This window comes from Microcoleus sp. LEGE 07076 (genome assembly GCF_015207455.1).
Classification (GTDB): Bacteria; Cyanobacteriota; Cyanobacteriia; order Cyanobacteriales; family Microcoleaceae; genus Microcoleus.
In genome coordinates this window covers 1-23,599 of sequence record NZ_JADEWV010000049.1, presented here as the reverse complement: position 1 = coordinate 23,599, position 23,599 = coordinate 1, and the positions used below count along the sequence as shown (strand labels likewise).

The following is a 23,599-nucleotide window of genomic DNA, read 5'->3' as shown; positions in this document are numbered from 1 at the left end:
TGACTACTGACTAACTAAAATATTTTTAAAGTGACAAAAACTACTAATAAAAAATCCTCTAAATATCCCTTTGACGGTTTATCTTTGGACGATCGCAATCCCGAATTCATCCAACTGATACTGCCAATCTGGGAATGGCTGTACCGCTACTATTTTCGCGTACAAAGCGACGGCTGGCACTATGTCCCCGCGAGCGGAAAAATGCTCGTTGTCGGCTCTCACAACGGGGGAATCGCCGCTCCCGATATGTTTATGTTCCTATACGAATGGTTCCACAGGTACGGCACTGAACGCTTGGCCTACGGATTGATGCACCCGACGGTTTGGCAAGTTTCTCGCGATATTGCTAGGATGGCAGTGCAGTGCGGTGCCTTGAAGTCGCATCCGAAAATGGCGATCGCAGCTTTACGAAAAAATGCCCCGGTTCTCGTCTATCCGGGCGGCGCACAAGATACTTTTCGCCCCCATCACTTACGCAATAAAATCTACTTTGCCGGACGCAAGGGATTTATTAAGTTAGCATTGCGAGAATCAGTGCCAATTGTACCAATTATTTCCACTGGTGCCCACGATACTTTAATAGTTTTGGCTGATTTTTACGAACAAGTTAAGCAATTTCATGAATTGGGGATGCCGTGGTTGTTGGGCATCGATCCGGTGGTGTTTCCGGTATATTTGGGATTGCCTTGGGGATTGAGTATTGGGCCTTTGCCAAATCTGCCTTTTCCCGTGCAAATTCGGACTCGCGTGTGCGAACCGATCGTATTTGAGAGGTACGGTTCGGAAGCTGCGGGCGATCGCGATTATGTAGATGCTTGTTTCGATTTAGTTACAACTCAAATGCAATTACAATTAGATTGTTTGGTTGGTAATTGAGCATTGCACAAGTTTATTAATTGTGCTTTCCGGTGACTAATTGCCCGATCGCCTTTACCGCAATTCTAGGATGAAAAAGTACAGCCGGTGGTTCAATCATGTGCAGAACTTCCAAAAAAGCTTGACAAACTTTTGCATCTGTGGTCAATGCTTTTAACACCAGATCCATGTAATTAATTGTCAGTTGTGCAGCCAGGTTTGGTTTGGCACCCTCACTTAGACGATAGCGCGAATCCTGACTGATCGCAAACGTCCAAGGAATAGTATGTAATTTTGCGAGTTTTTGTTGAAAATGTCGCCCAAAGCCGGTTAAATCTTGTTCTGGATAGCGCTGGATCTGTTTTTGCAGACATTCATCCAGCATCTGAGCATCCAATCCAGCCACCGTCATTCCTTGGCCGTAAACAGGGTTGAAAGCGCAAACTGCATGACCGACAATTACTAAGTTTTCAGGATAACGGGATAGGCGTTCGTAGTGGCGCAAACGGTTTTCTGTACCTCGATAACTATACACAGGTGCGATCGCCTTTGCATCTTTAATTGCATCATAAATCATCGGGGTTGGCAGACTGCGCGCAAATTCTACAAAACCTGCGTCATCTGCGGGGGGATAATCGCGATCGCCCCCAGCCATAATTGCTAGCCACCGATTCCCCTCGATCGGGAAAATTGCACCGCCACGGGTGCGTAATGGCGGATCTCCTGATACAAAGACTGGCGCTGTCTCTGACAATTTACCGCTGGATTCATAGATGCGCGTCGCATAGCCGACAAAAGCATTGATCAGTGTTTCTGGTGGCGGTTCATAGCCGAGTTTTTTCAACCATTTAGGTGTTTGGGAAACTTTGCCGCTAGCATCGACTACTAAATCGGCATTCAAATTCTCTTCATTGATGCTACCTGGGTTTTGGCGATCGCGCTTCCTCACCGACACCCCAGCAATCGCCGTACCCTGACTATTCGCCAGCAACCCTGTTACAGTCCCTCCTTCCAGGAAATGCACGTTCGTATTTTCTGTCAATCGGTGGCGAATTTGGCGATCGAGTAAATCCCGACTGAACATAATTAAATCATCGAGCTCGGGGGTAAAATGTGTCGCCCAACCCGCCGGACTAAACCACCCGATCGACTTCGGATCTAACCTCGGAGCACCAGCAGCTATCAGTTCATTTTCTAAGCCGGGAAACAATTGTTCTAGGATGATTTTTCCACGAGTCAAAAGGATGTGCAGGTGTCGGGATTGAGGAATACCAGGGCGAGGCGCAGCTTTTTCGGGAAAAAAATCTCGTTCAACAATACTTACGCGATCGAAGTGTTTTGCTAATACTCTACCGGCCAACAGTCCGGCTAAACTGCCGCCCATAATAATTGCATGACTTTTTCGCGGCATAATCCCATCCTTTGAAGGTTGATAACTAATGCCATGTTTACACATTTTACCAAAAAAGTGTGGCGTTTGTTTACGCTCTACGAGCGATTGCACAGGTGCGTTGCGATCGTATTCTCGATATTTGTTTAGGTGTTTTTGATGGCTTTGCACCCTACGACTCACAATAAGTATTGTATTTGTTTACTATCTACGAGCGATTGCACAGGTGCTTCGCGATCGTATTCTCGATATTTATTTAGGGATTTTTGATGGCTTTGCACCCTACGACTCACTATACTCTCGAATTCCTTGAAGCTGAATAACTAATATTATTATATCCGTTGAATTACCCGTTATAAACTTTTTCGGACTGTGGGGGCGGGTTTATAAATATTATAAATATTTTGGATGTGAATGAAAGAAAGATTGTTGTGAAAATGGGCCCTACAAGTATTGCGCTTCGTTAAAAAAAGTCTAGTTCACAACTCAAACAAAGTTGATCTAGCACAAATTGTGATAAATTGACAATCAGCCGCAGACATATTTTTACAATTCCGACTGTAGGGGGATGCGATCGCTGGTCAATAAGGCGATGCTTGCCATTGGGGGCAGGAATGTAAAACTATAAATTAGTCAACTCGCGCCGACGCTCGCGCGCACACACTCTCGAACGAGGTATATACTATGTATCAAAATTTGCCAATAAATCCACAAATGTATAACATCGGGTTCTGGCTGGCCCAAGTGCCAGTAGAACAGACTACAACCACTACCAGAGTAGAAGATGCGGCACTTCTATATTCCGGGCCCCAATTTTTTATCGCCCTAATCGCTGGAGTCGTTTTAGCCTGCGCTTTCCAACTGTTGCTGACAAATTTATCGGTAGCTGCGGGCCTTTCCTACATCGGACAATCCCACGATGACGGACAGCAGTCAGATAGCAGCGGTTCGCCAGTGCGCCACATCGGCAGCAAAGTAGGCACTTGGACGCTAATCACCGTCACCGTCGCGATATTCTTTGCTTGCTTGCTGGCAGTTAAACTTAGCTTGATTAGCAGTCCGGTTTTGGGTGCGATCGTCGGTTTAGTTGTGTGGGCTACATATTTCTCACTTCTGGTTTGGGTGAGCTCTACCACTGTCGGTTCCCTGATCGGTTCGGTAGTCAACACGGCGACATCAGGCGTTCAAGCTATTTTCGGTACCGCAGCAGCAGCCCTAGGCGCGAAAGCAGCCAGCAACCAAGTAGTGGCCACGGCGAAAGCAGCAGCAGCAGCAGTGGGGCACGAACTCGGTAGCGCGATCGACCCGATCAGCTTGCGGGAAAACGTTGAAGACTATATCCAAAGCCTCAAACCGCCGGAATTAGACATCAAAGGGATGCGGAGCGAGTTTGAAAAATTGCTCAACGATCCGCAACTTAAATCAATTGCTGGCGAAAATTTGCCGAATCTCGATCGCCAAACTCTTGTAGATTTGGTAAGCTCGCGATCGGACTTGTCAAAGCGCGACGTAAACCGAATTGTAGACCAACTCCAAGATGCTTGGACACAAGTAGGAAAACAAGAGAACAAACCAGACGGCATTGCTCAATTGGTAGACTATCTCAAATCTGCTAAATCGGGAGATTTGGTCTCAGATACATTGGGAAGTAGGGTAGAACAAGCCCTCAGCAATCTGGGCCCTCAAAATTCCGGCCAGAGCTCGAACATGATGTCCCAAGCTAAGACAATGGCAGTCAATGCTTTAATGGGAGTAGTTTTGGGTCGCACGGATATTTCCGATTTTGATGTGGAAAAAGCAGTCGGTCAGATCAAAACAGCTAAAGATAAAGTTAGCCAGCAAGCCGATAAAATTACCGCTCAAGTCAAAGGCGAACCAGAAACTTACAGCCCAATTCGCGCTGACGTAGAAAACTACTTGCTCAACACTTATTCGTGGCAGATGAACCCGATCGCGATCGAGCGCGAATTTCGAGACGTACTCTACGATACTACGGCAGATCCGGGAACTGTGCGCCGCGAAATAGAAAAACTAAAACAGTCTAATTTTGCCGAAATTCTGGCCAGTAGAGGGGTTTTTACCCAAGACAAAATTAAAGAAATTTCGCAGGAGTTAGAAGGAATAAGGCAGCGAGTTTTGGAAACGGTTATATTTGCCGAGGAGCAAGAAAAAGTTCGCGATTTGCAGTGGCGGGTGGAAACTTATTTGAAGGTGACGCCGAAAGAGGAGCTGACAGCAGCAGGTATCGGGAGCGATTTCAAGAAAATCTTAGAGGATTCCGATGCAACTTACGAACAGTTGCGCGATCGGCTTTCTCCTTACACCCGGGACAGTTTCGTGCAAATTATTAGAGGTCGCGAAAACTTCGGCTTCCAGGAAGTAGAACAAATTGTTAAAGAGTTGGAAAGGACGCGAGATGTCGTTTTAGCAGATTCTAAAGGTCTCCAAGAAGCAGCGCAAGTCCGGTTAGACAATCAGTGGCAAAAAGTACAAGAATACTTGAAGTCTACGGGTAAAGAAGAACTCAATCCCGATGGGATCAAGCGCGATTTTAAAACGCTGATTGACAACCCGGAAGCGGGAATGTGGGCGCTCAGAGCTAGAGCTTCTCGGTTCGATCGCGAAAGTTTGGTGAAATTGCTTTCTCAGCGGAAAGACCTCAGCGAAGACCAAGTAAATCAGCTGCTTGACAGCGCTGAAGAAAATTGGCACAGCGCCCTGGAAGCGCCGCAAAAGTTGGCAGAAAAAGCTAAGGATCAATACGACCAAACTACCACCGCCCTGGCAGATTACCTCCGCAATACTGGCAAGTCAGAACTCAATCCTGAAGGGATTCAGCGGGATTTGACAAAACTGATGGAAAACCCCAAAGAAGGGGCTTTAGCGCTGCGGGGACGGCTTTCTCAGGTCGATCGCGATACTTTGGTAAAACTGCTTTCTCAGAGACAAGATTTGACCGAGGAACAGGTAAATCAAATTATCGACCAAGTGCAGGAAACTCTCGGCTCGATAGCGAAAGCGCCGCGCCGTTTGGCAAAGCGGGTGCAAAGCCAAGTGCTCGATTTTCAAAGCGTTTTAGAGGATTATTTACGCAATACGGGCAAGGATGAATTGAATCCTGAAGCCATCAAGCGCGACTTGCAACTGCTGCTGCACGATCCAAAAGTCGGTGCTTACAGTTTGGGCGAACGTCTGTCGCACATCGATCGAGCGACTATGATTTCTCTGCTGTCTCAGCGGCCGGATATTTCGGAAGCAGAAGCTGCTAGAATTGTCGATCAAATTTTGTCGGTGCGCGACCAATTCGCACTGCAAATCCAGAAAATTCAGGAGGGTATTCAGTCGGTAATTGACGGGATTCTCGGAAAAGTTCGGGATTACCTCAATTCCCTCGATCGTCCTGAACTAAATTATGAAGGGATTACGCGGGACGTGCGGAAATTGTTTGACGATCCGCAAGCCGGATTTGATGCTTTGCGCGATCGGCTAGGTCATTTCAACCGCGATACTCTAGTAGCACTAATGAGTTCTCGCGACGACATTTCCGAAGCAGATGCCAACCGCTTGATCGACCAAATTGAAAGAAGTCGCAACAGCGTCTTGCAAAGAGCAGAACGCTTGCAGCAAGAAGCGCAGCTTCGCCTCGAAAGCATTAAGCTGCAAGCGGAAAAACAAGCTGAAGAAACTCGCAAAGCTGCAGAAGTTGCTTCTTGGTGGCTGTTTTTTACTGCTCTTACCTCGGCCTTTGCGGCTGCGGGTGCTGGTGCTTTAGCTGTGCTCCGATAAAAAACAGTTAAAAAAGAGTCAGTGCGCTGGCGCGTCTGCAGATAGTGCCTGATGTTAGTTATTGCTGACATCAGGCACTAATCTTATCCAGCAGATCGCTGAGTGTCAGTAACATGAGCTGCCATTAAGCTGCATAGGGCATACCTCACTTTCTTAAGAACCGCTATATTTCATGTAGATGCAGTACAAATAAACCTGGTTTGTTGATGGCCAATCTTTAGATGTAATTGCTCTGGTGAACTTTTGGCGATCGGTTAATCTAATGTCGGGCAATAGGTAATAGGTAACGGGTAATAGATCCCGAATCTCTCGCCAATTACCTTTTTTCCCCATTATCCATTACTCCGTAGCCAACTATACAGTTTTTCCCAAAGATCCAAAACAGCCGATAAAATGAACCTCGAAGGCGCTGTCGGCGTCTTAGCGGTTAAAGACAATCTCCTGTAACCGGGATTGATCTAATTTGTAATTAGACTGTTTGATTGAATCCAAAAAGCATTTTTTTGTACTGCGATTTCTTAAAATCGCAGTACAAAAGCTGGCACGCTCAATGCTTTCCTAACAAAGATCCTGGACGTATAACCTATTTGCGGGCCAAGGTTGACGGGGGGCTAGTCCGCTGTCAACCCAATATTTGTTAGGTATATTAATAGTTAGCGCCCTCAACCCACCACCCGTGTTATCTCAAGTTCACACCGCCCTGCGCTGCATCAATCTCAGACGCAAAGAGTTTTGACGGAGCGAGCCCCGGAAGGGAGAAAATCGCGATCGTCAGTCGATTACTCGCAAGCGATCGGTTGTGCAGAATCAAGGGAACTAAAGATGTGAAAATACTACACTTATGTGGGGGCGACATAGCGGATACCTTGGAAATACTGAGGACTTTTGCCAGTGGGCCAACAACAGTCAAAACACGCAGGCCCTGTCGAGCCAATGCTAAACAACCTACGTATCAATTCTGCCCAGGCTAGTTGCCTAGTAGCACTGTGAGGGGGCGACGCCATGGAACTCCGAAAAAAAACACTATTAATCATCGGTGCAGCGCTAATCAGCCTAATTGTGGTTCTCTATGCGACTGCATCAACCATCTTGCTGCACGATTTCCACAACCTGGAGGCACAGTACGTCCGCCAGGATGTCGCGCGGGCTTTGGACGCGCTAGATGACGACTTGTCGAATTTAGACATCAGCGCCCATGACTACGCCGAGTGGGACGATACTTACTCTTATGTAGAGACACGAAACGAGGAATTTGTCAAGTCAAATTTCGTCGATTCGACATTTGTTTCGTTGAGACTAAACTTATTGGTGCTGCTGAACTCCAAGGGTGAGACGATTTTCAGCAAAGGTTTTGACTTGAAGTCCCAAACCGAAATCCCGATTCCTGAAAGCTTTAAACAGCACTTGACGGACGCCCTGCTCGACTCATCGACAGTCGATGGCGATGGCCCCGCCACTAAAACAGGCGTCCTCACCCTGCCAGAAGCTAGGCTGCTGATTGCCTCAAAGCCCATCTTGAACAGCAACGCTCAAGGGCCGTCGCGGGGGACGCTGATCTTCGCACGCTACCTCGACAACGGCGAAATAGGTTTGCTTTCGGAACTGACTCACCTGTCAGTGGATTTTCGATTGCCGAGTTTAGATTTTAAAGTTGGAGCAGCGAACTACTCCGGACAAGGCGCGAAGGCGATCGCCCGATCGCTCCAGGATTTGGAAAATCTCAAACTCAAAATTTCCAACCTCAAATCAGTAGAAATTTTAGTAGAGTCGCTCAGCGACAGCGTAGTGGCAGGATACGCCCTGATTCGCGACATCCGAGGAAACCTAGCTCTGCTGCTGCGAGTAGAGGCAGACCGGATCATCTACCGCCAAGGTCAGGCTACCTTGGATCTTTTTACCTTATCAATACTGGCCGTAGGTTTAGTATTTAGCGCGATCGCCCTGCTGTTGCTCGAAAACTTAGTTTTGGCGAGATTGGCCGACTTAAGCACCAGCGTCAGCAACATCGCAGCCAACGGCGACCCAGACTTGCGCGTTCATATGAGGGGAACAGATGAACTCGCAAGCTTGGCCGGCGCAATCAACCGAATGCTAGAAGCCTTGGGTAATTCTCAAGTCGAATGCGAGGAGAGCCAAGACCGCTATCGGTTGATGGCAGAAAACTCAACCGACATGATCACCAGACACAACCCCGAAGGCGTGTTTATTTACGTGTCGCCCGCCAGCCACGCTTTGCTGGGATACGAACCTTCAGAACTCGTCGGTGGCTTCCCCAACGATTATTTTCATCCCGACGATTTAGAAACCATCGCCAAAGCTCACTCGAAAGTCCTGGCCCTCCCAGTTACTTATACCGTCAGCTACCGCATCCGGCGCAAAGATGGCAAATACATTTGGTTTGAAACCACCAGCCGCACGATCCGTAATTTAGAAACTGGTGCGGTGCAAGAAATTATCGGCATTTCCCGCGACATCACCGTCCGCAAGCAAACAGAACAAGAACTGCGAGAAAGCGAAGCTGCAATTAAATCTTTGTACCAAGTGATTTCGGCTCCCCGTACAGACCCGCAGGGCCTCGTCTCTGCCTTTGATTTGCGCCTCCAAGAACTGCTGGTGATGGGATGCCGACAGTTAGGTCTGTCGGTGGGAATTTTGTCGCGCATTCAAGGAGAAAAATATCAAATCATGGCTGTTGAGTGTGCTGACAGGTCGATCGAGAAAACACAAATCTACGATCTCAAAAAAACCTTTTGCGCGACTACAGCAATGGCAAAAGAACCGATGTACTTTGAGTCAGCCCGGTTTGCGGCTTTGTGCTTCAGCACCGACGACGCTCCAGCCTTCAATGTCGAAGCTTACATGGGCATTCCGGTGACGGTGACAGGTGAAGTTTACGGGACTCTGTGCTTCATTTCTCCGAGTCCTCTGACAGAACCGTTCCGGGTTGTAGACAGAGAGTTGGTGAAACTGATGGCTCAGTGGGTGGGAAGCGAACTCGAACGCCAGCAAACAGGCATAGATTTGGCAAAAGCTCGCGACGAAGCACTGGCGGCTACCAAAGCCAAAAGCGAATTTTTAGCCACAATGAGCCACGAAATTCGTACTCCGATGAACGGAGTCATCGGCATGACCGGTTTGCTGTTGGATACCTGCTTAACTGGCGAACAGCGCGATTTTGTAGAAACTATCCGCAGCAGCGGCGATGCCTTGCTGACGCTGATCAACGATATTCTAGATTTCTCGAAAATTGAGTCGGGCAAATTGGAATTGGAGGAACATCCGTTTGACATCCGCGCTTGCATTGAGGAATCTCTTGACTTGGTGGCTACTAAGGCTGCACAAAAAAAACTGGAATTGGCTTACTTGATCGATCGCTCGGTACCGACAACGGCGATCGGCGACAGCACCCGCTTGAGGCAAATTTTAATCAACTTGCTCAGCAATGCTGTTAAATTTACCGAAACTGGAGAAGTGGTGGTTTCGGCGAGGGCAAAAAAGATTTCAATGTCGGCAAATCCTCCAGAACCGCCAGCAATTAATGGCAAACCGCTACCAATTAACCAAGCATACGAAATACAATTTGCGGTCAAAGATACCGGTATCGGCATTCGGGGCGATCGCATGGATCGGCTGTTTAAATCTTTCAGCCAGGTAGATTCTTCCACGACCAGGCACTACGGCGGTACCGGATTGGGTTTGGCAATTAGCAAGCGTTTGGCCAAAATGATGGGAGGCAGGATGTGGGTGGAAAGTATGGGTTGTATTGCGGGCAATCCTCCCCCAGACTTTAAAGCGGCAGTTTTTGAGTTGGGATGGGGAGAATCTTGTGAAATTGCTGAAAAATATTTCTCTAACAAATCTCTACTCAGCAACAAGCCGAGCGACGAAAATCCCCAATCCCCCGGCTCTACTTTTTATTTCAGTACGATCGTTGGTGCCTGCAACAGTTCCTTACCAGTTAACTCGAGCAATTCTCAACCGGAATTAGCTGGGAAGCGAGTCTTAATTGTCGATGACAATGCTACCAACCGCAGAATTTTGACTATGCAAGCTCAGTCTTGGGGAATGGTGGCTAGAGCTTCAGCTTCGGCTCGTTTGGCTTTAGATTGGCTCGCTGCTAAAGAGGTGTTTGACTTAGCAGTTTTGGATATGCAAATGCCGGAAATGGACGGGTTGGCTTTAGCTGCAAAAATTCGCCAGTATCCTGATTGCGAAAAGTTGCCGCTAGTGATGCTAACTTCGATCGGCAGACAAGAAATTAACAACTCTGGGATTGAGGTGGATTTTGCTGCTTTTTTGAACAAGCCGATCAAACAATCTCAGCTTTACAATGTTTTAATCAATATTTTTGAGGAACAACAAGTAACTGAAATTAAAGGCCAGCGCACTTTTCTCGGGCCTTTCCTCCAAAGCATACCCGTGCTGGCAGACCGCTTACCCCTGCGGATTCTGTTGGCTGACGATCATTTGGTGAATCAGAAGGTGGCTTTGCAAATTTTGCAGCGGATGGGCTATCGCGCGGATGTTGCGGGAAACGGTATCGAAGTGCTCGAAGCTTTGGACCGCCAGCCTTACGATTTGGTGTTGATGGACGTGCAAATGCCGCAAATGGACGGTTTGGAAGCTACGCGCCGCATCCGTGAGGTATTTTCAGCAGATTTAACTTCAGAAAATCCCGCAGCCGAATCAGAAGCTTCACCAATTGACCAGCAGTTTAACAATCTAAAATCCACAGGAAATCCTAGTGAAAAATCAGAAATTTCATCAATAAATGGTGAGCAATGTCACAACCAGAAGTCACAAATCACAAATCGAAAATTGACAGATGAGCAATGTCACAACCAGAAATTACAAATCACAAATCGAAAATTGACTCGCCCTTGGATTGTGGCGATGACGGCAAATGCGATGCAGGGCGATCGTGAAGAGTGCATAGCTGCGGGGATGGACGACTATTTGAGCAAGCCGATCGAAATTGAGGAGTTGGTTCGAGCTTTGAGCGCGTGTAAATCTCGATCGCGCCCAGAGTTGGATCGAATGGGGGGGATTGTTTGTGTAAACTCGCAAATTGAACAGATAGCAGAAACCAGTGAATTAGAAGTGCGATCGAATGGGGCTGTTGCGACAAATGCACAACAGACAATTGTCAATTCGCCCGCAGTCGCCCAGTGCGTTGAATCAAATCTCGATCGGGCTTTTTTAGAAAGCCGCGATTCCCTCAGTGCCAAGATTATAGAGGGACTGCGAGATGTGGAAGCTTTGGACGAGGCGATCGAGATTTACCTCGAAACAGCTCCCGAACTGCTGCGAGGCATCTCTACGGCCATCAGGAGCACCGATCCGCTGGCTTTGCGGCGAGATGCTCACTCTTTGAAGTCGATTAGCGGCACTCTCGGTGCTTTGCCTTTATTTAAGCTGTGCGAGCAACTCGAAATCATGGGCCGCATCGGAATAGAGGCCAACCAAGCTTTACCTGCTCCCGCTGGCGAGCTTTTAAAACAGGTTGAAGCCGAGTATCAAAGAGTTGAGGCGGCGTTGAAAATAGAACGGCAGTATGTTGATTGTTAAGTAATATCAATTCCGGTTGCACTCAAACCGGAATTGTTGACTGTTGACTGTTGACTGTTGACTGTTGACTGTTGACTGTTGTCGTTATATCAAATCCGGTAGCATCGGAATTATAAAATCGAGTCAGATCAAATCCGCGCTTCATAGTTCTGTATTCATCTCTCTCTTGTCTTCCTCTGTGTTCTCTGCGCCCTAGGTCCGGTTCAATCATTCCGATGCTACCGGAAACGATATTAGTTACCAATGCCCCATGCCCGGAGCGGGCCGCGAGAACACCTGATGTTACTGAGAAAATCCCTACATATTATGGATTACAATCTAATTGCTAAAATAGTAATATTCTCTATATCAATACCTTGTACTTTTTACCTTGCTTACGCTGCGAAAGTAGCCCTCAATCTCAACCTCGATCTATTCGGGGCAGGGCACACTCCTGCTAAGGAATGAAAAGCTATCCGGTGGCATAATTAAGTGTAAGTGGTTCCCTAATCCTCACCACTGCCCCGGACACAATCATGTTAAATAATTCAGTCCCGGACGCATCATATCGTTTCCGGTTGCATCGGAATGGTTTAACCACAGAGAACGCAGAGTACACAGAGGGAGAGAATATATATCTGAATCATTCCGATGAAGAGAGGATTTGATATCAAAACCCAATAAACCGGGTTTTTGATGGCTTTTGTGTGCTGCAATCAAATTTTCTGGTTAAAAACCGGGTTTGTGACTGGCAAACTTATTTTCGTGTTACCAAAACCCAATCTTCGGCTGTTTTTACAACCTCAGCATTCTCCAAAGCTAGATGTTTGAGAACAGGTTTTTCCAACAGAAAATAAGGTTGGGGGAGAGATTGCCATTTCTGTTTCAGTGTAGGCGCGTCGGCTACAATAACTTGCCTCTGGCTGTAAAAATTTAGCGACGGGCGGGGGAAGCGGTGAGAAGTAAAAACTTCTTGACCGATTGGGGTTCCTTCGCGGACAATTTCGGCGATCGGCTTAACCGGATAATCCTCCGCCAGTTCCCAAACCCAGTTATCGGAAGCGACAAACACCAACAGCGCGACGTAAGTTCCCCAAATTAAAACTAATAGAAACTGTCGGTCTTTGCGGTGCAGCAAGACGGCTGCCATTGTCATTGTCAAAGCGACAAATATCAGCATTAATTGTATATCTTGCTGCGAGGATACAATTTGTCCCCCAAGCCGTACCAAGCCACTGAAGTAGGCGCAGCCGACGACAGCAACTGCAGCCACCACTGCTAAAATTGCGGGATGAGGCAATAAAGAAATAGCATCAAAATGTTCTTCTGCTTCATCTTTTATCGGCTCTGGTGCCAGCGACATTTGCTCCCAAACTTCAGCGAGATAACTGCCAACGGCTAGAGCCAAAGCTGGATAAACTGGCAAAACATACCAAGGCAATTTCGTATTCATCACAGAAATAGCGAGCAGATATAATCCGCTCCAAACCAACACTAATTTGGGTCCGGGAAAATTGCGATTTTCCCAACTCAAATACAGTCCTTGCAGATAAAATAACTGCCACGGCCAAGCTGATTCTAAAATTTCTAACAGATAATACCAGGGCGGGCCTTTGTGATTGCCCACGGGTTGCCAAATGCGCCTGAAAGATTGGTCGAGTAAATTAGCGTTGATGAAATATTGACCGTAGTGCAGCCATTGGGCAAAATACCAAGCAGCTACGGGGAAAGTTCCGATCGCCAATCCGCCCCAAAGATACCCAGAAGTCAGGAGTCGCGGGGTATCCCAAACCAGGAAAACTAAGCCGATCGCGCCCAGCAGCAGCCCCAACATCACGCCCTTAGTCAAACAAATGAGTCCGAACCCGATCCCCGCCCCCAAAGCGTAGCGCAAGTCGCGGCGCGATCGCAGCAAACACCACACGGAGACGAGCAAAAAACACAAAACTGCTCCGTCCAACATCGCCAAACGTCCGTGCCGCACTACCGGTAGCAGCGTCAGATAAACGAGCGCCGAAAAAATGGCGATCGAGCGCCGAGGAAACAGCTCCCGCCCAATGGCGTAAAGCATGGGCACTGAAGTGGCCGTCAGCATCGCCGGTACCAACCTCGCCGTCAATTCGCTGACGCCGAGGTTGGCAAAACACAGTCCGATCAGCCAGTGTATCAGGGGCGGTTTGTTCAAATAAGGCACGGAGCTGATCGTCGGATACAGCCAATTTAAATTGCCGCCCCAAATTTCGCGACTTACCTGCGCTGCAATCCCTTCATCCCAATCCCGCAACGCCGCGCCGCCCAGATTCAGCCCGAAAATCAGCACCGCAGCCAACAGCAAAGCCAGCATCCACAGTTTGTCTGTCCAAATGTCATTCAAGCGAGTTTTCGGTTTGCCGCCCGAGAATGGCAAGATTTTTGACATAAAATTATACCATTGAAGAATTGAAGAATTGCAGAATTGGGAATCACTGATAAATTAAGGGTTCCGAGCTGGGCTCTGCGGTTGGATGTTTTTGAGACACCGGTGTTAATAGAGTTTTTAGTGTCGCAAACAGCGGGTAAACTTAGACAGCAGTTATTTGCGATCGGGAAAATACCATGAACTTGCCTGTAATTATAGATATTATCATTGGCTTAGTGTTTATTTATCTGACTTTAAGCTTGCTAGCTTCAGAAATTCAGGAACTGATTGCTACTGTTTTGCAGTGGCGGGCAGAACATTTAAAGAAATCGATCGAAGTGCTGATTTCTAGCGGCAGCGAAGGCGCGAAAGATTCGCTGCAATTTCAGCGAGTGGAACAGTTTGCTAATTTAATTTACGCCAATCCGATTATCAGGGATTTGAATCAGGGAGCGAAAGGGCTTTTATCGCAGGGATTTCGCTCTGTTACGCACCGTATGGGCGAGTTTTACTGCCTAGTTACTGGCACTAAGAATGTTTTCGGTAATAATTATACTGGGCCTTCTTATATTCCTGCACAGAGTTTTTCGGCTAGCCTTTTGGATACTTTAAAGATTTCTAGTTTGATCCGGGCGATATCTAAAACCAGATTGGAACGATTTAAGGATTTACAGTTGGCACAAATTAAAGCAATTGGAGAGGGTCTGAATCTTCAGGAGTCTACAAAACCAATTATCGATCAAGAATTTGGCTGGCTGACTGCGGAGTTTAATCGAGTTGTTGAAGATTATAAAAACGATTTGAGTAGCTTGAACAACAGTTTGGATCGGATGTCTCAAAAGCTAGGATTTTATATTAATGATTCTCAGGTTTATTTGCCAGAAACCGAGCTGGGAGGGAGAGAGTTTCAAAGAAAGATGGCATTTGTTAAGGCTACTTTTGATAGCGAATACGAGCGGGAAGCGCTGCGATTGCAACTGCAACCAAGTGCGAGCAATTTGTTAAATGCCGTTAGAAAATTTAGAAAAACTCAGGATGCGGTAGCAGAAATTATGGAGGAGCAAGAGAACAGTCCGATTTATCAAGAAATTCAAAAAACTTTGGAGAGTATGCCAGAATCTTTGAAACGCAGCCTTTATATTTTAGCGCAGCGCGCTGAAAAAGGAGGCGGAGATACTCAAGAGCAGTTGCAGCGGTTTCAGCAAGAAATTGAAGTTTGGTTTGACCAATCGATGCAGCGCGCTTCAGGTGTTTACAAGCGGAATTCTAGAGGGGTGGCGATTTTGCTGGGAACTGCGATCGCCATTGCTGCTAATGCTGATAGCATTAATATTGTTAATCGGTTGTCGAAGGATTCGATGCTGCGATCGACTGTTAATTTGTATGCTCAACAGTTGGTTGAAAAAAATGCTAACACTAAATTAGATAATTTAACAAATCTGACTAAAGTTCAAGAGGATGTCGATCGAGCTTTGGATAATGTAGCTCTGCCTTTGGGATGGACTGAACCGAACAGGTTAGACGTAGACGCGCAGGGTAATTTGTTGTTGCCGGCTTTGATCGGAAAATTGTTAGGTTGGATATTGAGTGGCGTAGCTATTTCAATGGGAGCTAGTTTTTGGTTCGAGGCGCTTAACAAGATTATTAATATTCGCAATGCAGGCAAGAAACCGCCATCTGCTACAGACTGATATCAAATCCTCTCTTCATCGGAATAGTAAATTCACTGTTAACAGTCAACAGTTAACAGTTAACAGTTAACAGTTAACATCATGAGGAGTGCAACCGGAATTGATATGATACATTTACCCGCGCCACAGACTCTCATACAATTTGAGATTTGAGATTTGAGATTTGGGATAGGATTGACCGGCCAAGGCTTTGGTGGACGGGCTACCGAGTTGTATTCTGGTTTTAAAGTGGTGTTACCTACAGGATAGAATAACCATCGGTAATTACGGTCAACTAAGCAATTTGGGAAAATACGAAAAATATAAATTCCGTGCGATCGCGGATGGCAGCGCCAAACAAATAGGGGAAACTAATAAAAGGGTTACATGGACATGAGCAACACAAACAAGGTGGCTGTCAGTTTCCTGCAATTTGACTCCTAGGGTGTATCTACCACTAAACACCCTTTTGGAGGAAGGAATATGTTCACTTCTTTGACGGAAACCAATCCTGCCTCGGAATACCGAAATGTCCCATCCAAAAGCTGTGTATTCAACAACTCCAGCATTGATGGCGGGGGATATTTTATCTCTGAGATTTTGGTGGCGCTGGCACTAATTTTAGTCAAGTTGAGTAGCTGCGATCGCATCGAGCAAGTTACTTCGGCACTTCAAAAATATGCCTCTATCCTGAGAGAGATTGACAAAATTTGGACAATTTATAGCAGCATTTCAGATTACCTCGAACCGTGCCAAAACCAATTGACAACACTCCAGAAGGCACTCGCCCACCAAGAAACCGGGTTTTTTCGCCGAATCTGCGGGTTGCTAGCAACTATTTTGGCACAGTTGCCGATCGACAAAAGCGGATTGGCTTGGTTTTATGCCGATCGAGATACTGACACGCTCGCAGTCCGGTGGGCGATTCCCTTCGGGATAGCTTCGCTTCACGACTGTTTGCTAATCAGGAGAGTCATGTAATTGAGGATGTGGAACCGGCTTCGGGCGACAAAGTTGAATGCAATTATCAGCGCAAATTCTCATAGTTGATAGCGACGGACAGAAGTCCTCAAAATATCCTCGCCAGCACACAAACAACTTGATTGCCAGCAATTAACCCATACTTAATATCAGACTGTTTTGAATGTTAGTAAATGCCACACAATAAAATCGGCATCTGTATTTTAGCGTCTCTAAAATCTAGCAGATTCAAAGCATATCTAATACCAAGCCAGGGTTAAATATCAGGTTTATTTCTATGGCAGCCGAGTCTGGCTTCCTTGCTATGGCAGCAGTTTCAACCGCCGTCTCATAAAAAGGCGTGAAAAACCCGAATTTAGTAGAATACCATTTTAGACTCGATCTTGGAGACTTCAACGCAATCGCGATCGTCCTGGGATACTGCTTACTCTTAACAGGCTTTTTAGTAGAAGTCTAGTACAGCTATGGACGCGAGATTGCCCTCTCAGTCGGGAGCATCTAATTTTGGCACCGCCGATTTTTTATAACGTGAACGTCTCCACTCGCTAGACGATAGAACCCGTGGGAAGTATTGCGATCTCGCAGGCATTAACCCACAACAAAGATGCTCCCTGTCCGTCTACCCAAAGTATTAGACTCCAATCAAAATACTCAATCTAATTTAGAGGATTTACTAAGTAGGAAATTCCCCTGAAACCCATGCCCCAATGCCTGTAATTATCGGTATGCCCAGCCAAATAAGGCTGAAAAAATCCTGCTGAAAAAAAGCAGGATTTTTGTTGTATTTCCTATATTTGTGTTATATGTATTTAGCGCAATTTTCAGCAAAAATTCGAGTAACTACAAGCATAAGTAAGTGGAGTCCGGAAAAAAATAAATTAAATATCTGAGTTAAAATTGTTGTGTTATTTCAAAGAATGATGTTAATATGTGTTCAAACAAGGCTGATAAGATTAATCGAAAAATCCGTCTACCAACAATGCCCATAATGGAGTAGGTAATATGAGTTCTACGTTCGCTCAAATAAATTCAAAGTCTTCTGTTGAAAAGCTGCCATCGCGTTCGTTAGTATTCATTGATTCCGGTGTCGAAGATTACGAGTCAATTGCAGCAGGAGTGCTGCCGGGCCAGCAGGTAGTGATACTCGATCGCACCAAAAATGGTATCGAACAAATCTCCTCGGAAATTGAAAAATACGCCTCAACCAGCGGGGCGATCGACTCGGTTCATATCATTTCTCACGGTAGTTCGGGCAGCGTACAACTGGGTAATACTGCTCTGGGTTCAGATAACATCGAGCAATACAAAAGCCAGTTAGAAAAATGGCAGACTTCACTAGCCCCGCAAGCAGACATCATGCTCTACGGCTGCGATGTAGCATCGGGTACAGGCACTAATTTCGTTGACAAACTCAGCCAATTAACCGGGGCTGATGTTGCTGCATCCACCAACATCACCGGCAAAAACGGCGACTGGAACTTAGAATTTGCTAAGGGTCAAATTGAATCGAACTTAGCCTTGGGGCCGGAGGCGATGGCAAATTACCAAGGTGATTTAGCTACTATCGTGGTAAGCAACAATAGCGATAGCGGTGCTGGTTCCTTGAGAGCTGCGATCGCATCCGCTGTAGCCGGCGATACAATTACCTTCGCTCCCGGTTTGGCCAACCAAACCATCACCCTTACCAGTGGCCAACTCGATATTCCTGTTGGCAAAAACATTACGATTGACGGCGCAGCAGCAGCGGGTTTAACCATCAGCGGCAACAACGCATCCCGCGCCTTTTTTGTCAATGCAAATGTGGTGACTGCTACAAATTTTGCCGTCAAAAATCTCTCTATTGTCAACGGCAAAACTACCGATCGAGGCGGCGCGATCGGTACAACGGACGAAGTAAGCATCACAGTAGAAAATGTTCAGTTCAATAATAACGTTGCCGATCAAGGTGGCGGTGCAATTTTTGGCAATTTCAACAATACCCTGACAGTAACGAACAGTAAGTTTAACGGCAACACAGCCACCGCAGCCAATGACGAACGCGGTGCAGGTGCGATCGGCTTTTTGAGTTCCAAAGCTTTTACTGTCACCAACAGCGACTTCACCAACAACAAAGGAATTAACGGTGGGGCAATTAATAGCCTTCAGGGCAAGTTAACGATCGACAACTCGCGATTCATCGGTAACGACACCAGCGCAGCCTCTTACGCATCAGGCCAAGGTAATCCTGGTTTAAGGGGTAACGGTGGCGCTATTTACACAGACAGAGCCAGCAGTCCGAGCGAAGCTTCCGGCACAATCAAGATTACCAATAGCGTATTTCAGAACAATAAAGGTCGAGGTGAAGGAGGCGCAGCTTATCTGTTCACCGGCAACCAAGACAAGGTTATTTTGGAAAACACCACCTTCCAAAATAACGAAATTATGGCGCTAACAGGCGCCCCCCAGAATCAAAATCTTGGAAATGGTGGTGGGGTAACGATTTTGAGCGACAGCACCAACCAGGGATTGACGATTACCAACACTAGCTTTGCGGGGAACAAAGCCAACAATCAAGGTGGTGGCCTGTGGATGCGAAATGCCCCTGCTACGATAACTAACAGTACGTTTTCTGGCAACTCCACCGCGTTTGCTGCTGGTGATTTCAGCAAACTCGGCGGTGCAATGGCTCTTGGTGCACCCACAACTATTGTCAACACGACGATCGCCGATAATAGCGCCGGCTGGGTTGGTGGAGGTATCTTCGCCGCTGCCAATGATGTCACGCTCAAAAACACGATTCTTTCCAAAAATACAGCGGCTAACGGAGGAAACCCTTGGGGAATTCAGCAACACGTCACCGCCCAATATAGCGATCAAGGAGGGAATTTTCAGTGGCCGCCCAAAAACCCCAATGACGGCAGCGATGTCAATGCGACGGCCAGCGTGACGCTCGCCGATCCCTTACTCGGCGCTTTGCAAAACATCAACGGCGCTTTCGTCAGGCCTCTGCTGCTCGGAAGTCCAGCAATTGATAAAGGGGTTGCAAGTGGCGCACCTGCTTTGGATCAACGCGGTGTGACTCGCCCTCAAGACGGTGATACCATTCCAGGGGCGATCGTTGACAGCGGCTCTTTTGAATACACCAATGGAGTCGTGCCAACTCCCACACCGACGCCCGCGCCGACTCCGACGCCCGCGCCGACTCCTGCGCCGACTCCGACTCCTGCGCCGACTCCAACTCCCGCGCCGACTCCTGCGCCGACTCCAACGCCTGCGCCGACTCCAACGCCCGCGCCGACTCCTGCGCCGACTCCAACTCCGGTGGCAGATGGTTCCCCCTTCGATGGCCTCAACGCCCCAGAACTCGACTCTGGTGCGATCGTCCCCAACCCCGTCCAAGAAACTCTCAACGGCGGTAACACTGACGATTTCATCATGGGTAGCGGCATCAACGAGTCGATTAACGGACTTGGCGGTAACGATACTCTCTACGGCATGGGCGGCAACGACAACATTGATGGAGGTGCAGATAACGATTCCATCTTCGGCAATACCGGCAATGATTTCATCTCTGGTGGCGCTGGCAACGATACCGTCTACGCCGGCAAAGATAATGACACTGTTGTTGGCGGAGAAGGCGACGACTTTTTGAGGGGAGATTTAGGCCAAGATACTGTTGCCGGCGGCTTTGGCAGCGACACCATTTTTGGCGGCAAAGATGACGATATCTTGCTCGGTGAAGATGGTGACGACGAGCTTTTTGGCAACTTAGGAAATGACACAATTAATGCTGGCAACGGCAACGATATTGCCTTCGGAAATGAAGGTGCAGACTTGATGTTTGGTCAAGCCGGAAATGATACGCTTTACGGCGGCAAAGACAACGATAGTCTTGATGGCGGTGAGGGCAACGACTTGCTGTTCGGCAACAATGAAAATGATACGGTTTACGGCAACACCGGCAACGATACGCTTTACGGCGGCAAGAGTAACGATCTGCTCATCGGCGGTGCTGGAAGTGATTTCCTCAGCGGCGATATTGGGGATGATACTTTGACCGGCGGTTCGGGAAGTGATGTGTTTTTCCTGACTAAAAGTGCGGGAAGCGACATTATTACTGATTTCCGCAAGGGCGAGGATTTGATTGGGTTGGCTCCCGGTTTGAGTTTCAATCAACTCAGCATTACGTCTAGCAACAATCAAACTTTGATTAACGTGACGGGCAGCAATCAATTGTTAGCGACGCTGAACGGTGTTCCCGGTTCTCTCGGCGCTAGCGATTTCACTCAGGTAACTATATAACTGTCTCTGGTAGGGTGTGCAACGCGCACCTTACCAGCAGTGAAACATCGGCTAGGGTGCAGGGCGGGATGAATGTTTTGAGGAGAAACTCAAGATTTTCTCCCGCCTGTCACGCCTAGTGTTAGTTACTAGAAAATCGTTTCATATAATGTAAGGTTCGTAGTGCGGACTTTAGTCCGCTCTATAAGAATGTCTCGCGCAAATAAACATTGCATATTCAGGGCGTATAAGCCCACCCCACTCATTGTTTTATTTTTTTTGACATACAGTTTAAATTCTGAACAGCTTATGGATGGCGGACTTTAGTCCGCACTACGAACCTTACTCATTGCTAATTAATTCCATTTAGTCGTTGGGGTGGGGCGGGTTTATTGAAGTTATTGGTTGGTGGTAAAAATTTGGGTGAACCCGCCCCTACCAAATATGGATTTTTCGTAATTTTTTCTATAATGAAAACATCCCTGTACAATACTCGCTCTTGGCGGACAGCGCTACAAATGCTTTCCTGAGATAATTTCAAAGTTTTTCTATTTTTCAGGTGAATCTACTAGCAAATAGCCAACATTCTCATAGGGGTATGCGAAATGAGTTCAAGTTTTGCCAGTATTGATTCACAATCTGTTGTCCGCAATTCTCGTCCTAAATCTATTGTCTTTATTGACTCGGACTTAGATGACTATCAAACTCTGGCGGGCGGCGCGGTTCCGAATGCAGAAGTTATCATTTTAGATAAAAATGGCAACGGAGTCGAGCAGATTACTGCGAAGCTGCAAACCATCGCTGCTGCGGGCGGAACTTTAGACGAAGTTCACATTTTTTCTCACGGCAATTCTGGCAGCTTGCAGTTAGGTTCTGCGATGTTGAATGCGGATAGTTTGCCGCAATATGCCAGCCAGTTGCAAGGGTGGCGAAATGCGCTGAGCGACAAAGCTGATATCATGCTTTACGGTTGCGATGTGGCTGCGGGTGACGGGGCTAATTTTGTCGATCGCCTGGGCGAGTTAACCGGGGCTGATATTGCGGCATCTAGCGATCGCACTGGTCGCACTGGTAACTGGAATTTGGAGTTTACCAAGGGTGATATTGAAGCATCCAGTGCCTTGACTCCAGAGACTATGGCCGATTACCGAGGGACTTTAGCGACTGTTACCGTTACCAACAATAATGATAGTGGGCCCGGTTCTTTGAGAAGTGCGATCGCCTCCGCAGCAGCCGGCGATATTATTCAATTTGCCTCCAGTCTTGCCAATCAAACAATTGCTCTCACTTCCGGTCAACTTGTCATTAACAAAAACTTGACAATTGACGCAATTAGTGCTAGCAATTTAACCATCAGCGGCAACAACACTTCGCGGGTAATCCTCACCGAAGGTTCAACCAATGTTACTCTAAAAAACCTGATTGTTGCCAACGGCAAAGTCTCTGGAACCGATCCGAATAACGAAACAACTAGCGCTGGCGGCGGCATTTTAACCGGAGGTAACAGCAATTTAACCTTAGAAAATTGCCAAGTCAATAAGAATGTTGCCGGTTACGGCGGCGGCGTTTATACAGGTTTCCGCAGCACGACTACTGTAATTAACAGCAAGTTTAGCGAAAATGACGGTTCCCTAGCGGATAATACCGAACGCGGCGCCGGGGCGATCGCCACTAAAAGCGGCGGTTCTTTGACTATCAGAGATAGCGAATTTACCAACAACAAAGGCAGCTACGGCGGGGCTGTTAATAACCTGTTGGGCAGCATGACGATCGAAAATTCTAAATTTACCGGCAACCGCACAGAGAAAGGGGTTGGCGGGGCAGTTTTTGTCGATGGTGCTAGCGAATTGACTAACGATGCGATCGGTGGCAACATCATTATTCGCAACAGCACTTTTGACGGCAATATCGGCTCAAAAGAAGGAGGTGCAGCATTTTTGTTTGGTTATCCTCCAGATAAAGTGGTTTTGGAAAATAGCACTTTTATTAACAACAAAGCCGTAAAAGATTCATCTGGAAGTGGAGGTTCAGGCGGTGGAGTCCGCCACGGCAATGCCGATTTGACTGTGACAAACTGCACCTTTGCCAACAACACAGCCGATGATAACGGCGGCGGTTTGTGGTTGGGAGAAGACGGAAATGTCAGCATTGTCAACAGTACATTTTCCGGAAACACCGCTGCTAAACAGGGCGGGGGGATAGTTGTCGGCAACAGAGATTCTTTTTCCACTAATATTGTCAATTCGACTTTAGCCAAGAACACGGCTGGGGAGTATTCAGGCGGTATTGCGACTTTTGGAAATCAGCCAATTACTGTCAAGAATTCGATTTTTGATAGCAATACGGCCGGCAATCCTTTTAAAGTTAAATACCAAACTGGAAGAGAATTAATTGATGGGGGAAATAATCTGCAATTTCCCGCTAAACTGACGACGGGCGATCCTAACGATAATAATGTTACGGCAACTGTGACGATCGCCGATCCATTACTCGGCGCTTTACAAAATATTAACGGCGCTTTTGTGCTGCCCCTGCTAGCAGGAAGTCCCGCCATCGATACGGGTACTGCTGCGGGCGCGCCGGCTGCGGATCAGCGCGGCGTGAGTCGCCCTCAAGATGGTGATAATAATGGAAGTGCGATCGTGGATATCGGCGCTTTTGAATTCACAAGTACAATCACCGCAACTCCCACACCCACACCAACTCCCACAC

The 23,599-nt window shown here is 47.2% G+C and carries 10 protein-coding genes; 7 read left to right on the top strand and 3 right to left on the bottom strand.

The genetic code is table 11. From position 1 onward, the window contains the following. Positions 1-30: 30 nt before the first annotated feature. On the top strand, positions 31-876 hold the full coding sequence (locus IQ270_RS10885; RefSeq protein WP_193973240.1) for a 1-acyl-sn-glycerol-3-phosphate acyltransferase: 846 nt from the start codon (positions 31-33) through the stop codon (positions 874-876). A 16-nt stretch (positions 877-892) separates the two neighbouring features. Here IQ270_RS10885 and IQ270_RS10880 read toward each other — a convergent pair whose 3' ends face one another. After that, entirely contained in the window at positions 893-2,266 is a 1,374-nt protein-coding gene (locus IQ270_RS10880) for an NAD(P)/FAD-dependent oxidoreductase (protein ID WP_193973239.1), read from the bottom strand. Positions 2,267-2,929: 663 nt separating this feature from the next. On the opposite strand from IQ270_RS10880, the gene IQ270_RS10875 reads away from it, so the two are divergent. Further along, a complete protein-coding gene (locus tag IQ270_RS10875; protein WP_193973238.1) occupies positions 2,930-6,031 on the top strand; it encodes an MFS transporter in 3,102 nt (1,033 codons plus the stop codon). 153 nt (positions 6,032-6,184) lie between these two features. On the opposite strand, the gene IQ270_RS10870 is transcribed toward IQ270_RS10875, so the two are convergent. Further along, positions 6,185-6,364 (bottom strand): hypothetical protein, encoded by a 180-nt coding sequence (locus IQ270_RS10870; RefSeq protein ID WP_193973237.1) that lies wholly within the window; start codon positions 6,362-6,364, stop codon positions 6,185-6,187. A gap of 669 nt (positions 6,365-7,033) precedes the next feature. Here IQ270_RS10870 and IQ270_RS10865 point away from each other — a divergent pair. Beyond that, positions 7,034-11,599, top strand: a complete 4,566-nt coding sequence (locus tag IQ270_RS10865) for a response regulator (RefSeq protein ID WP_193973236.1) — start codon at positions 7,034-7,036, stop codon at positions 11,597-11,599. 736 nt (positions 11,600-12,335) lie between these two features. On the opposite strand, the gene IQ270_RS10860 is transcribed toward IQ270_RS10865, so the two are convergent. Next, complete coding sequence (locus IQ270_RS10860) at positions 12,336-13,997, bottom strand: glycosyltransferase family 39 protein (protein ID WP_193973235.1); 1,662 nt, start codon at positions 13,995-13,997, stop codon at positions 12,336-12,338. A gap of 176 nt (positions 13,998-14,173) precedes the next feature. On the opposite strand from IQ270_RS10860, the gene IQ270_RS10855 reads away from it, so the two are divergent. From IQ270_RS10855 to IQ270_RS10840, 4 genes are all read left to right on the top strand, one after another. Then, positions 14,174-15,667, top strand: a complete 1,494-nt coding sequence (locus IQ270_RS10855) for a hypothetical protein (RefSeq protein ID WP_193973234.1) — start codon at positions 14,174-14,176, stop codon at positions 15,665-15,667. A 462-nt stretch (positions 15,668-16,129) separates the two neighbouring features. Further along, on the top strand, positions 16,130-16,627 hold the full coding sequence (locus tag IQ270_RS10850) for a hypothetical protein (RefSeq protein ID WP_193973233.1): 498 nt from the start codon (positions 16,130-16,132) through the stop codon (positions 16,625-16,627). Positions 16,628-17,629: 1,002 nt separating this feature from the next. Further along, positions 17,630-20,908, top strand: a complete 3,279-nt coding sequence (locus IQ270_RS10845; RefSeq protein WP_193973232.1) for a DUF4347 domain-containing protein — start codon at positions 17,630-17,632, stop codon at positions 20,906-20,908. A 584-nt stretch (positions 20,909-21,492) separates the two neighbouring features. Further along, on the top strand, positions 21,493-23,599 hold a 2,107-nt coding region (locus IQ270_RS10840; RefSeq protein ID WP_193973231.1), incomplete at its 3' end, for a DUF4347 domain-containing protein.

Coding starts and splice junctions, on each gene's coding strand:
- IQ270_RS10845 (WP_193973232.1), top strand. CDS start 17,630: ATGAGTTCTACGTTCGCTCAAATAAATTCAAAGTCTTCTGTTGAAAAG.
- IQ270_RS10850 (WP_193973233.1), top strand. CDS start 16,130: ATGTTCACTTCTTTGACGGAAACCAATCCTGCCTCGGAATACCGAAAT.
- IQ270_RS10880 (WP_193973239.1), bottom strand. CDS start 2,266: ATGCCGCGAAAAAGTCATGCAATTATTATGGGCGGCAGTTTAGCCGGA.
- IQ270_RS10875 (WP_193973238.1), top strand. CDS start 2,930: ATGTATCAAAATTTGCCAATAAATCCACAAATGTATAACATCGGGTTC.
- IQ270_RS10855 (WP_193973234.1), top strand. CDS start 14,174: ATGAACTTGCCTGTAATTATAGATATTATCATTGGCTTAGTGTTTATT.
- IQ270_RS10865 (WP_193973236.1), top strand. CDS start 7,034: ATGGAACTCCGAAAAAAAACACTATTAATCATCGGTGCAGCGCTAATC.
- IQ270_RS10870 (WP_193973237.1), bottom strand. CDS start 6,364: ATGGGGAAAAAAGGTAATTGGCGAGAGATTCGGGATCTATTACCCGTT.
- IQ270_RS10860 (WP_193973235.1), bottom strand. CDS start 13,997: ATGTCAAAAATCTTGCCATTCTCGGGCGGCAAACCGAAAACTCGCTTG.